The sequence below is a fragment of the Streptomyces sp. NPDC104313 genome (assembly GCF_055583985.1).
In genome coordinates this window covers 152413-165265 of record NZ_JBVJMW010000002.1, presented here as the reverse complement: position 1 = coordinate 165265, position 12853 = coordinate 152413, and the positions used below count along the sequence as shown (strand labels likewise).

The window sequence follows — 12853 nt, the reverse complement described above, 5'->3', positions numbered from 1 at the left end:
CGCGGAGTCGACCCGTACGGTCACGCCATCGGCCCTGCGGCCGGTCGCCCGGACTCCGCCCCGGACCTCACAGCAGGGTCAGCTGGGTGGGGCCCGGCTCCGATGCGGCCGCCGGCGCCGGGGCGATCCGCCGGGCCTCGCCCCGGTGCGCCGGGCCGATCCCGAACTCGTCCGCCAGCTCGTGCACCTGACGTGTGATCCGGCGCTGGTACCAGGTGGGGGCGTACGCCCCGTCCGCGTACATCCGCTCGTAGCGCTCCACCAGCTGAGGATGGTGCTGCCCCAGCCAGTGCAGGTACCACTCGCGCGCGCCGGGGCGCAGATGCAGCACCAGCGGGGTCACCGAGTCCGCCCCCGCGTCCGCGATGGCGGCGACGGTGGCGCGTAGCTGCTCCGGGCGGTCGCCGAGGAAGGGGATGACCGGGGCCATCAGGACCGAGCAGCCGATCCCCGCGTCGGTGAGCGCGCGCACCACGTCCAGCCGGCGTTCGGGGGAGGGGGTGCCCGGCTCGACCGTCCGCCACAGCTCCCGGTCGGTGAAGCCCACGGAGACCGAGACGCCGATCTCGGCGACCGCCGCGGCCTGCCGCAGCAGCTCCAGGTCCCGCAGGATCAGCGTGCCCTTGGTGAGGATGGAGAAGGGGTTCGCCCGGTCGCGCAGGGCGGTGATGATGCCCGGCATGAGCCGATACCGGCCCTCCGCCCGCTGGTAGCAGTCGACATTCGTGCCCATGGCGACGTGCTCGCCCCGCCAGTGCCGGGAACCCAGCTCCCGCTGGAGCAGCTCGGCGGCGTTGACCTTGACGACGATCTGGGAGTCGAAGCCGATGCCGGTGTCCAGGTCCAGATAGCTGTGGGTCTTGCGGGCGAAGCAGTACACACAGGCGTGCGTGCAGCCCCGGTACGGGTTCACCGTCCATTCGAACGGCATCCGCGAGGCGCCGGGCACCCGGTTCAGGATCGAGCGGGCCCGGATCTCGTGGAAGGTGATGCCCCGGAATTCGGGGGTGTCGAACGTGCGCGTGGTCACCGCGTCCGCGGCGAAGAGCGCGCTGTTCCCGGCCTTCGGGTTCTTCTCGACCAGATGGTCCCAGCGCATGGACGCCTCCTCGGTAGCACTCACCACAGAATAGAACACGTGTTCCCTTGATCGTGCGGGGTGGGCCCACGACCAGCGTGTGAGTCGCTGATGGGCAGCTATGTGACCGGGAGGTCCTGACCATGGCAAGGAGGTTCACCGAGCTCGCGATCGACTGCGCCGACCCCGCCGCCCTCGCCCGGTTCTGGTGCTCGATCCTCGACTACGGAGTGCGGGACGAGGACGAGGGCGTCGTCACCATCGGCCCCGCGCGCGGCGACCGAAGCGGAGGACCGCCCCGGCTCCGTGGAGCCGGGGCTGAACTTCGCGCGGGTGCCCGAGGGCAAGAGCGTCAAGAACCGGCTGCACATCGACGTCGGTCCCAACGACCGGGAACAGGGCGATGAGGTCCGCAGGCTGCTCGGCCTGGGCGCCCGCCGCGCCGATGTCGGGCAGGGCGGCGCGAGCTGGGCCGTCCTCACCGACCCGGAGGGCAGCGAGTTCTGTGTTCTCGCGGAGCGCCGCCCCTGAACCCGGACGGCCCCGATTTTGAGCGGCTGTGCCCGAGGTGGTTGGCTCAGCTCACCCACCGAACAACCGAGTGCTGGAGGAACAGCCATGGCGCAGGTCGAGGCCACCACGGAGCGGATCATCGCGGCGGACGCGGAGGCGGTGTTCGACGCGCTGGCCGACTACAAGGACGTCCGCGGCAAGGTGCTGACCGGGCACTTCAGCGAGTACGAGGTCCGGGAGGGCGGCGACGGCGAGGGCAGCCTCGTGCACTGGAAGCTCCAGGCGACCAGCAAGCGCGTCCGCGACTGCCTGCTGGAGGTCAGCGAGCCGACCGACGGGCAGCTCGTCGAGAAGGACCGCAACTCCTCCATGGTCACCACCTGGACCGTCACCCCGGCCGGTGAGGGGAAGTCCAGGGCCGTCGTGACCACGGTCTGGGACGGCGCGGGTGGCATCGGCGGTTTCTTCGAGCGGACCTTCGCACCCAAGGGCCTCGGCCGGATCTACGACGAGCTGCTCCAGAACCTCGCCACCGAGGTCGAGAAGTAGGAACGACCGGCCACGGGGGGGTTCCGGCTCACCTTCCCCGTACCGGAGGCCGGACGGGCCCGGCCTCCGCGGGACGGCCGGCCTCACCGGAACGGGTGGTTTTCCGGAGTGGGCGGTTGTGCGCCGTAGCACCTCCCACCGGCCCATAAGTCCTCCGTGCGCGCCGCGTACGCCCCTCGTCACGTTTGCCCCGCCTCGCCGCGCGATGCGAGAAATGGGCGGCGCAGGTGCGACGAGGGGAGCGTTACGTGGTGGGTGGTATCACGCTGGTGAAGGACGAGCCGGACGGCCCGGGAGGACCGGCGGGCCCGGGAGGACCGGACGGCCCGACTTCGGACGGCACCGCGGCGACGGCCGAACTCCCCGCCGCACCGCCCCCTCCGGCGGGCCCGGTACCCGGCCCGGACGCGGCGGGGATCAGCCCCCGCAAGGTACGCCTGGTCTTCCTCGGGCTGATGCTCACCCTGCTGCTCGCGGCGCTCGACCAGATGATCGTCGCCACCGCCCTGCCGAAGATCGTCGGTGAGCTGCACGGCCTGGAGAAGATGTCCTGGGCGGTCACCGCCTACCTCCTCGCCTCCACCATCGTCCTGCCGCTCTACGGCAAACTCGGCGACCTCTTCGGCCGCAAGGGCGTCTTCCAGTTCGCCATCGTCGTCTTCATCATCGGCTCCGCCCTCGCGGGCCGGTCGCGCACCATGGACGAGCTGATCGCCTTCCGCGCCGTCCAAGGCATCGGCGGCGGCGGCCTCATGATCGGCGTCCAGGCCATCATCGCGGACATCGTCCCGGCCCGGGAGCGTGGCCGCTACATGGGCCTCATCGGAGCGGTCTTCGGCCTCGCCTCGGTCGCCGGCCCCCTGCTCGGCGGGTTCTTCACCGACCACGCCTCCTGGCGCTGGTGCTTCTACGTCAACGTCCCCTTCGGCCTGGTCACCCTGGCCGTCATCGCCGTCGTCCTCAAACTGCCCAGGCCCGCCGTCCGGCCCCGGCTCGACGTCCTGGGCGCGGTGCTCCTGGCCGTCGCCTCCACCTGTCTCGTCCTGGTCACCAGCTGGGGCGGCACCGAGTACGCCTGGGGCTCGCGCACCATCCTGGGGCTCGCGGCCGGCGCGGTCGTCACGGCCGTGCTCTTCGTCGCCGCCGAACACCGGGCCGCAGAACCGATCATTCCGCTGCGGCTGTTCCGCGACTCCGTCTTCAACGTCACCGGTCTGGTCGGCGCGGTCGTCGGCGTCGCGCTCTTCGGGGCCGCCGGCTACCTCCCCACCTATCTCCAGATGGTCGACGGAGCCAGCGCCACCGAATCCGGGCTGCTGATGCTCCCGATGATGATGGGCATCGTCGGCGGTTCCATCGTCTCCGGCCGGCTCATCACCCGCACCGGCCGCTACCGGATCTACCCGATCCTCGGCAGCGCCGTCTCGGTGGTCGGCATGTGGCTGCTGTCCCTGCTGGAGGCGGACACCTCACCCCTGGCGTACAGCTTCTACCAGGGCGTCCTCGGCATCGGCATCGGACTGGTCATGTCCGTGCTCGTGCTCGCCGTGCAGAACTCCGTACGGCCCTCGGACCTCGGCACCGCCACCAGCGCCAACAACTACTTCCGGCAGATCGGCGGCAGCGTCGGCGCGGCGATCTTCGGCACGCTGTTCGCCGGGCGGCTCTCCGACGCCCTCGGCGTACGCCTGCCCGCCGGCGCCGAGCTGCCCGACCCCGAGTCGATCACCCCACAGATCGTCCACGCGATGGAACCCGCGCTGCGCGACGCCTACATCCAGGCGTACGTCGACGCGATGCCGCGCATCTTCCTCTACCTCGTGCCGGTGCTCGTGCTCGGCCTGATCCTCGCCTTCTTCCTCAAGGAGAAACCGCTGGTGTCCCACCACAGCCCCGAAGCCACCGCCGAGACCACGGCCGCCCCGATTCCCGCCGCCCGCGCCGCCTCCGGCCGGCCCACCGCCGGCTACCTCTCCGGCGTCCCGGTCCACGGGAGCGTCCAGCACCCCGACGGCACCTCCGTCCCCCGCGCCGCCCTCACCCTCATCGACGTCCAGGGGCGGCAGATCGGGCGCGGGGCCAGCGGCGAGGACGGGCGGTACGCGCTGAGCGTCCCCGGCGCCGGCTCCTACGTCCTGATCGCCGCCGCGGGCGGACACCAGCCGCAGGCCGTCAGCGTCACCGTGGGCGAGCGCCCCGTCGAGCTGGACGTGGTGCTCGGTGGCGCCGGCCGCCTCGCCGGATCCGTCCTCACCCCCGACGGGGCCCCCGTGCACGACGCGGCCGTCACCCTGACCGACGTGCGCGGCGAGGTCGTCGCCTCCACCCGTACCGGGCGCGAGGGCGGCTATGTCATCGGCGAACTGGTCGCCGGCGAGTACACCCTCGCCGCCAGCGCCCACGCCTTCCGGCCCGCCGCCCTCCCGGTCAGCGTGCAGGCCGCCCGGGAGACCCGGCAGGACATCGAGCTGGCGGGCGGGGCCGTCCTGCGCGGTGTCGTCCGGGCCACCGGCGGGCGCCCCGTCGAGGACGCCCGGGTCACCCTGCTCGACGCGGCGGGCAACGTGGTGGACACCCTCACCACCGGACCCGACGGATCGTTCCGGTTCGTCGACCTGTCGTCCGGCGAGTACACCGTGATCGCCGCCGGATACCCTCCGGTCGCCACCGTCCTCCAGGTCGCGGGCGGCGGCCGCACCGAGCGCGATCTCCAGCTCGGCCACGAGGACTGAGACGCACGGGACTGAGACCTACGGGACCGAGACCTACGGGAGCGGGCCGGGGACCGGGCCGGTGAGGCTCCGGGGCTCAGCCCCGCATCGGCTCCCGCACCGGGTCCTCGCCGGCCGGCTCCCGCACCGGGTCCTCCCGCACCAGCCGCATCAGCGCCCGGGCCCCCGGGCTCAGGCTCCGCGCCGCCGGAAGCACCACCACGCTCTCGTACACCGGCCGGCGGGCGCCCGTCAGCTCCACGGCGACCAGCCGGGCCGCTTCCGGCTTACGGGAGAAGTGGTGTGGCACCACCGCGATTCCCAGCCCCTCCCGCACCAACTCCAGCAGGCTGTGCACATCGTTGACCTCCAGGCCCACCGTCCGGCGCACCCCCGCCGCCGCGAACGCCTCGTCGGCGGCCCGCCGGGGGCCCCAGTCCGGATGGAAGTCGATGAACGACGCCCCCGGCAGTTCCTCCCACCCCACCTCCGGCCGCCCGGCGAACGCGTGCCCCGCCGCGCACAACAGCACCATCGGCTCCCGGGCCAGCGGCACCAGCTCCCCGCGCCACTCCGCCGGCCTGACCGTCGCGGCGAACGCCAGGTCGAGACGTCCGCCCGCCACCCCGTCCAGCAGGCTGCTGGTGCCCTCCTGGCGCAGCCTCAGCTCCAGCTGCGGATGCTCCCGGTGGAACGCTGCCAGCAGCCGCGCCGGGCTCACCCCCGCCACGCACTGCTCGACCCCCACCGTCAGCGTCCCGCGCAGTAGCCCCCGTACGGCGTCGACCGCGTCCCGCGCCGCCCGCGCGCCCGCCAGCGTGCGCTCGGCCTCCACCAGCAGCGCCCGCCCGGCCTCGGTGAGCCGGACCGTGCGCGTGGTGCGGCTGAACAACGGGGTCCGCAGCTCCTGCTCCAGCGCCCGTACCGAGGCGGAGAGACCGGACTGCGACACGGCGAGGCGCTCGGCGGCGCGGGTGAAGTGCTGCTCCTCGGCCACGGCGACGAAGTGCTCCAGCTGACGTAGTTCCATGATTGAGCAATCTAGGCGATGAATCCGAGCGGAATCTCCTGTTGGACTGCTGGATCCATCTGAGGAAGCCTGGGCCGGGTGCGTGCCGGTCCCGGCACGCCACCCCCGTACCCCTCCCGCGGAGCCCGTATGTACCTGCCGTCCGCCGACCGTTACTCCGCCATGCCCTACCGGCGCACCGGCCGCAGCGGTCTGCTGCTGCCCGCGCTCTCCCTCGGGCTCTGGCACAACTTCGGAGGCGACAGGACGCCCGAGGAACAGGGCCGCGTCCTGCGCCGTGCCTTCGACCTCGGCATCACGCACTTCGACCTCGCCAACAACTACGGCCCGCCCCCCGGCTCCGCCGAACTCACCCTGGGCCGCGCCCTGGCCACCGACTTCGCCCACCTGCGCGACGAGCTCGTCATCTCCACCAAGGCCGGCTACCACATGTGGGACGGGCCGTACGGGGAGTGGGGCTCGCGCAAGTACCTGCGCTCCTCCCTCGACCGGAGCCTGAAGCGCCTCGGAGTCGAGTACGTCGACATCTTCTACTCCCACCGGCCCGACCCCGAGACACCCCTCGAAGAGACGATGGGCGCGCTCGACTCCGCCGTACGGCAGGGCAAGGCCCTCTACGCCGGTCTCTCCAACTACTCCGCCGCGCAGACCCGTGAGGCCGCCGCGATCCTCAAGAGCCTCGGTACTCCGCTGCTCATCCACCAGCCCCGCTACTCGATGCTCGACCGCCGGATCGAGGACGACGGACTGCCGGACGTCCTCGACGAGCTGGGCGCCGGGTCCATCGCCTACTCGCCGCTGGAGCAGGGCATCCTCACCGACCGCTATCTGAACGGCATCCCGGCAGGGTCCCGGGCGGCGGGCGCGAGCCCCTTCCTGACCGCCGACGCCGTCACCCCAGCGCTGGTGGAGCGGCTGCGCGGGCTCGACGCGCTGGCGAAGGAGCGCGGCCAGTCGCTCGCGCAGCTGGCCCTGGCGTGGGTGCTGCGCGGCGGCCGGGTCACCTCCGCCGTCGTCGGCGCGAGCAGCGTCGCCCAGTTGGAGAACAGCATCGGGGCCGTCGCCAACCTGGAGTTCACCGAGGACGAGCTGTCCCGGATCGAGGAGCTGCTGAGGGGAGCGAGGACGGGCTGACGCCGGTCAGGCCCGCGAGGGCGGACCGGGCGGTGCGGCCGGCAGGACATGCTCGCCGGCCTTGTCCGTGCTCAGGCACAGTGAGCAGACCATGGCGTCGTGCGCCCCGTTCCCGTCTAGCACCGCGCCCTTCCGGCCGACGCCGCCGGGCAGTCGGATGCGGTGCCCGCCCCGGCCGGAGCGGGCACCGCGGGGGCCGCCGGTGCCTCGCCGGCCGCGCCGAGGAGCAGGGCCGCGACCGCGGCGGCCGGCGCGGCGGAGCGGAACCGGTGGCGGCGGTACAGCGGCCGTACGGGGGCGGGCATGTGGGGGGAGTTCACGGGGCGGCTCCTGGCTGTCTGCCCGGCGCGAGTGTGCGCCGGGATGCCGGAATGCTAGGAAGCGCCACATCCGGGGGAGAAGCCCCGCGCGCATTGCGTTCATAGTGTTCGCCCCGGGCGCCCGAAGAGGGCCACCGGCAGGAGCACCGGCAGGAGCACCGGCGGGGGCAGCGGCAGGGCCACCGGCGGGGGCAGGGACAGGAGCAACGACAGGACCATCGGAGAGACCACTGGAGGGATCTTCGGCGGACCGGACCTCTGACGGGCCGCCCCTCCCTGGCCCACGCCGCTCACGGCGCGTACGGTGTGGCGGCATGAAGATCCTCATCAGCGCGGACATGGAAGGCGCCACCGGAGTGACCTGGCCGGCCGACGTGCTGCCGGGGACGCCGCAGTGGGAGCGCTGCCGGTCGATGTTCACCTCCGACGTGAACGCGGCGGCCCTCGGCTTCCACGACGGGGGCGCCGACGAGGTCCTGGTCAACGAGGCCCACTGGTCGATGCGCAATCTGCTCCTGGAGCACATGGACGAACGGGTCCGCATGCTCACCGGCAAGCACAAGTCGCTGTCCATGGTGGAGGGCATCCAGCACGGCGACGTGGACGCGGTGGCCTTCGTCGGCTACCACACCGGAGCCGGTACGGAGGGCGTCCTCGCCCACACCTACCTCGCCAACTCCATCACCGGCGTCTGGCTGAACGGGGTCCGCGCGAGCGAGGGGCTGCTCAACGCGCATGTCGCCGCCGAGTACGGCGTGCCCGTCGTTCTCGTCACCGGCGATGACCTGACCTGCGTGGACGCGCAGGGATACGCCCCCGACGCCCGGAAGGTCGCCGTCAAGGACTACGTCTCCCGGTACGCCGCGGTGTGCCGCACCCCGGCCCGTACCGCCACCGACATCAGGGCGGCGGCGAAGGCGGCCACCGCGCTCGCGGGGCGTCGGGACCCGGTCACCGGGAAGACGTTCACCGTGGAGCTGGAGTTCGACGCCGAACATCTGGCGGCAGCGGCGACCGTGGTCCCCGGCGTGGCGCCGAGCGGGGAGAGGCGCGTCGCGTACACCAGCGCGACGATGTACGAAGGAATTCGCACGTTCAAGGCGGTGACGACGATCGTGTCGGCCGCTGTGGAGGAACAGTATGGCTGAGGCCCCCGACCTGCTCGGACCCGTCGACCGGCAGGCCCTCGACGAGGTGGTGACGTTCACCTCCGAACTCATCCGCATCGACACCACCAACCGGGGCGGCGGCGACTGCCGGGAGCGTCCGGCCGCCGAGTACGTCGCTGAGCGGCTCTCCGACGCCGGAATCGAGCCGACCCTGCTGGAGCGGACCCCCGGCCGGACCAATGTGGTCGCCCGGATCCCCGGCACCGACCCGTCGGCCGACGCGCTGCTGGTCCACGGCCACCTCGACGTGGTGCCCGCCGAGCCCGCCGACTGGAGCGTGCACCCCTTCTCCGGCGAGGTGAGCGACGGAGTCGTGTGGGGGAGGGGCGCCGTCGACATGAAGAACATGGACGCGATGGTCCTCTCCGTCGTACGCGGCTGGGCCCGCGAGGGCTTTTACCCCCGACGCGACATCGTCATCGCGTACACGGCGGACGAGGAGGACAGCGCGGCCGACGGCTCCGGCTTCCTCGCCGATCAGCACCCGGAGCTGTTCGAGGGCTGTACGGAGGGCATCAGCGAGTCGGGGGCCTTCACCTTCCACGCGGGCGACGGTCTCTCGCTGTACCCGATCGCGGCGGGCGAGCGCGGTACCGGCTGGCTGAAGCTGACCGCCGAGGGCCGGGCCGGGCACGGCTCCAAGGTCAACCGGGAGAACGCGGTGAGCACCCTGGCCGCCGCCGTCGCCCGGATCGGCGAGCACGAGTGGCCCATCCGTCTCACCCCGACCGTACGCGCCGCGATCGCCGAGATCGCCGCGCTGCACGGCATCACCGCCGATCTGGACGACCCCGGCTTCGACGTCGCCCAACTCCTCGGCAAGCTCGGCCCGGCCGCGTCCCTGGTCGAGAACACCGTTCGCAACAGCAGCAACCCGACGATGCTGGACGCCGGTTACAAGGTCAACGTCATCCCCGGCCACGCCGCCGCTTTCATCGACGGGCGCATGGTCCCCGGCGGCGACGACGAGTTCCACGCGACCCTGGACCGGCTCACCGGCCCCTCGGTCTCCTGGGAGTTCTACCACCGCGAGACCGCCCTGGAGGCCCCCGTGGACTCCCCGACGTACGCCAAGCTGCGCGCCGCCGTCGAGCGGTTCGACCCGGACGCGCACACCGTCCCGTACTGCATGTCGGGCGGCACCGACGCCAAGCAGTTCTCCCGCCTCGGCATCACCGGCTACGGCTTCACCCCGCTGAAGCTGCCCGTCGGTTTCGACTACCAGCGACTCTTCCACGGCGTCGACGAGCGCGTCCCCGTCGACGCCCTCCACTTCGGCGTCCGCGTGCTCGACCACTACCTGCGCACCGCCTGACCACCTGCCGACCGATCCGCGCCCCGGGGGGACCGACCTACGTGAACACCGTGCCAGCAGCCCCGTACGGAACCTGGCCGTCACCGGTCGACGCGGCACTCGCCGCCTCGTACGACGGCCGCCCCGACCACCTCGGCACCATCGGGGACGAGGTGTGGTGGACCGAGCCGCGCCCCGCCGAGGACGGTCGGCGCGCCTTGATGCGCCGCCGCGCCGACGGCACCACCGCCCCCGTGCTGCCCGCCCCCTGGAACGCCCGCAGCCGGGTGATCGAGTACGGCGGGCAGCCCTGGGCGGGCACCGTGCGCGAGGACGGCGAACTCCTGGTGGTGTTCGCCCACTTCGCCGACCAGCGGCTGTACGCCTACGCCCCCGACGGGCCCGACGGGCCGTGGCCGCTCACCCCCGTCCCGGACGTCGGCGGCGGGCTGCGCTGGGTGGACCCGCAGGTGCGCCCGGAACACGGGGCGGCGGGTGAGGTCTGGTGCGTGCTGGAGGAGTTCACCGGACCCGCGCCCACCGACGTGCGGCGCGTCGTCGCCGCCGTGCCGCTCGACGGGTCGGCGGCGGGCGACCGGGCGGCGGTCCGTGAACTCTCCGACGACCGGCACCGGTTCGTCACCGGCCCCAAGGTCTCCCACGACGGGCGGCGGGCGGCCTGGATCGCCTGGGACCACCCCCGGATGCCGTGGGACGGCACGGTGGTCATGCTGGCGGAGATCGACGAAACGGGTGGGTTCACGGGTGCCCGGCCTCTCGTCGGCGACCTCGATGAATCGGTCTGCCAGGTGGAGTGGGACCGCGACGGCAGCCTCCTGTTCGTCTCCGACCTCGCCGGCTGGTGGGAGCTCCAGCGCATCCGCCCCGACGCGGCTCCGGGCGCCGTGGTTCCCAGCAGCCGCCTCCTGCCGCCCCAGGGCGAGGAGTTCGGCGGGCCGCTCTGGACGATCGGACTGCGCTGGTTCCATCCGCTGGACAACGGGCTGATCGCCGTTCTGCACGGCAGGGGCGGCATGCGGCTCGGCATCCTCGACCCGGAGACCGGCGAACTCGCCGACGTACCGGGCCCCTGGACCGCCTGGGCCGACACGCTCGCCGTCCACGGCAGCCGGGTCGTCGGTGTCGCGGCGAGCCCCCGCACCGGCCCCGAGGTCGTCGAGCTGGACACCGCGACCGGGCACACCCGCGTCATCGGCGCACCCCACCACGACGCGGTCGACCCCGCGTACTACCCGGTGCCCGAGGACCGCGCCTTCACCGGCCCCGACGGCCGCGAGATCCACGCCCACATCTACCCGCCGCACAGCCCCGACCGCACCGGTCCCGAGGGGGAGAAGCCCCCGTACGTCGTCCGGGCGCACGGCGGTCCCACCGGCCACGCCCCGCTCGTCCTCGACCTGGAGATCGCCTACTTCACCTCGCGCGGCATCGGTGTGGCCGAGGTCAACTACGGCGGTTCCACCGGCTACGGCCGTGACTACCGTGAACTCCTGCGCGGCCAGTGGGGCGTGGTCGACGTGGCCGACTGCGCGGCCGTCGCCTCGGCTCTCGTCGAGGAGGGCGCCGCCGACCCGGACAAGCTCGCCGTCCGGGGCGGCAGCGCGGGCGGCTGGACCGCCGCCGTATCGCTGACCAGCACCGACATCTACTCCTGCGGGACGATTCTCTACCCGATCCTGGATCTCGAAGGGTGGGCCACGGACGAGACCCACGACTTCGAGTCGCGGTACCTGGAGTCCCTCGTCGGCCCGTTCGCCGAGGTGCCCGAGCGCTACCGGGAACGCTCGCCGATCAACCGCACCGACCGGCTGAACACCCCCTTCCTGCTGCTCCAGGGCCTGGACGACGTGATCTGCCCGCCCGCCCAGTGCGAGCGGTTCCTCGCAGCGATCGCCGGCCGGGGCGTCGCCCACGCCTACATCGGCTTCGAGGGGGAGAGCCACGGCTTCCGGCGCGTGGAGACCATGGTCCGCGCACTGGAGGCCGAACTCTCCCTCTACGCGCAGACGTTCGGTATCGACCGCCCCGACGTACCGCCCCTGGAGCTGACCACATGACCCGTGAACATCACGGCCCGGCGGTGCCCCTCACCCGGCCGGCCCGGCTGCGCCCCGGCGCCCGGGTCGCCGTCGTCGCGCCCAGTGGCCCCGTCCCCGCCGACCGGCTGGAGGAGGGCCTCGCCGTCCTGCGTGCCTGGGGCCTCGAACCCGTCGTCGGCGCCCATGTGCTCACCACGCACCCGGAGTTGGACTACCTCGCCGGGTCGGACGCGGGCCGGGCGGAGGACCTGGAGCGGGCGTGGTGCGACCCGGCCGTGGAGGCTGTGCTCTGCGCCCGGGGAGGTTATGGCGCCCACCGAATGGTCGACCTGGTCGACTGGGCGGCGATCCGGGCCGCCGGGCCCAAGGTGTTCGTCGGCTACAGCGACATCACGGTGCTGCACGAGGCGTTCGCCCTGCGTGCCGGGTTCGCGACCCTGCACGGGCCGATGGTCGCCACCGAGAGGTTCCTCAAGGACGCGGCGACGCGCGAGCACCTGCGTGCCACGCTCTTCGCACCGGAGACCGTGACCACCCTCGGCCTGGAGTCGGCCGGGGCCCTGGTCCCCGGCCGGGCGCGGGGCGTCCTGTACGGCGGTTGCGTCAGCCTTCTCGCCGCCGGAACCGGCACCCCGGGCGGCCGGGCCCACGCCCGGGGTGGACTGCTGGTGATCGAGGACACCGGGGAGGAGCCCTACCGGCTGGACGGCATCCTCACCCGGCTCCTGCGGTCCGGAGCCCTGGACGGAGCCGTCGGGGTGGCCTGCGGCTCCTGGCAGGAGTGCGGCCCGTACGAGAGGATCCGCGCCGTGCTCGCCGACCGGCTCGGTCCGTTGGGCATACCCGTGGTCGAGGAGCTGGGATTTGGGCACGGTCCGACCACGTTGACGATTCCCCTGGGCGTGCCCGCGGTGCTCGACGCACCGGCGGACGGCGGGCGTTGCACGCTGACCGTCGAGATCCCCGCCCTGCGCTGACCCACCCTCCTCCTCGGC

General features: G+C 72.8%; 10 protein-coding genes and 1 pseudogene. 8 read left to right on the top strand and 3 right to left on the bottom strand.

Annotated features, from left to right (window positions below; translation table 11 throughout):
- Positions 1-67 precede the first annotated feature (67 nt).
- Entirely contained in the window at positions 68-1099 is a 1032-nt protein-coding gene (locus ACZ60Q_RS04670) for an Rv2578c family radical SAM protein (RefSeq protein ID WP_469629509.1), read from the bottom strand.
- Between the two features lie 122 nt (positions 1100-1221).
- Here ACZ60Q_RS04670 and ACZ60Q_RS04665 point away from each other — a divergent pair.
- The 3 genes and pseudogenes from ACZ60Q_RS04665 (at position 1222) to ACZ60Q_RS04655 (ending at position 4872) form a co-directional block, all read left to right on the top strand.
- Positions 1222-1609: pseudogene (locus ACZ60Q_RS04665) on the top strand (VOC family protein).
- A gap of 87 nt (positions 1610-1696) precedes the next feature.
- On the top strand, positions 1697-2140 hold the full coding sequence (locus ACZ60Q_RS04660; RefSeq protein WP_469628364.1) for an SRPBCC family protein: 444 nt from the start codon (positions 1697-1699) through the stop codon (positions 2138-2140).
- A 248-nt stretch (positions 2141-2388) separates the two neighbouring features.
- A complete protein-coding gene (locus ACZ60Q_RS04655) occupies positions 2389-4872 on the top strand; it encodes an MFS transporter (protein ID WP_469628361.1) in 2484 nt (827 codons plus the stop codon).
- 76 nt (positions 4873-4948) lie between these two features.
- Here ACZ60Q_RS04655 and ACZ60Q_RS04650 read toward each other — a convergent pair whose 3' ends face one another.
- Complete coding sequence (locus ACZ60Q_RS04650; protein WP_469628358.1) at positions 4949-5881, bottom strand: LysR family transcriptional regulator; 933 nt, start codon at positions 5879-5881, stop codon at positions 4949-4951.
- Positions 5882-6010: 129 nt separating this feature from the next.
- On the opposite strand from ACZ60Q_RS04650, the gene ACZ60Q_RS04645 reads away from it, so the two are divergent.
- Positions 6011-7015 (top strand): aldo/keto reductase, encoded by a 1005-nt coding sequence (locus tag ACZ60Q_RS04645; RefSeq protein WP_469628355.1) that lies wholly within the window; start codon positions 6011-6013, stop codon positions 7013-7015.
- Between the two features lie 116 nt (positions 7016-7131).
- On the opposite strand, the gene ACZ60Q_RS04640 is transcribed toward ACZ60Q_RS04645, so the two are convergent.
- Positions 7132-7335: a hypothetical protein gene (locus ACZ60Q_RS04640; RefSeq protein WP_469628352.1), complete on the bottom strand. Its 204-nt coding sequence runs from the start codon at positions 7333-7335 to the stop codon at positions 7132-7134.
- 314 nt (positions 7336-7649) lie between these two features.
- On the opposite strand from ACZ60Q_RS04640, the gene ACZ60Q_RS04635 reads away from it, so the two are divergent.
- Genes ACZ60Q_RS04635 through ACZ60Q_RS04620 form a run of 4 tightly spaced genes read left to right on the top strand, consistent with a single transcriptional unit; the run spans position 7650 to position 12835 of the window.
- A complete protein-coding gene (locus ACZ60Q_RS04635; RefSeq protein WP_469628350.1) occupies positions 7650-8483 on the top strand; it encodes a M55 family metallopeptidase in 834 nt (277 codons plus the stop codon).
- The gene (locus ACZ60Q_RS04630) at positions 8476-9819 is read left to right on the top strand and encodes a M20/M25/M40 family metallo-hydrolase (protein ID WP_469628347.1); all 1344 of its coding nucleotides are present in this window, start codon (positions 8476-8478) and stop codon (positions 9817-9819) included. Before ACZ60Q_RS04635 ends, ACZ60Q_RS04630 begins: the two co-directional genes overlap by 8 nt.
- Positions 9820-9860: 41 nt before the next feature.
- On the top strand, positions 9861-11876 hold the full coding sequence (locus ACZ60Q_RS04625; RefSeq protein WP_469628344.1) for a S9 family peptidase: 2016 nt from the start codon (positions 9861-9863) through the stop codon (positions 11874-11876).
- Positions 11873-12835 (top strand): S66 peptidase family protein, encoded by a 963-nt coding sequence (locus ACZ60Q_RS04620; RefSeq protein ID WP_469628341.1) that lies wholly within the window; start codon positions 11873-11875, stop codon positions 12833-12835. Before ACZ60Q_RS04625 ends, ACZ60Q_RS04620 begins: the two co-directional genes overlap by 4 nt.
- The last annotated feature ends 18 nt before the right edge of the window (positions 12836-12853 follow it).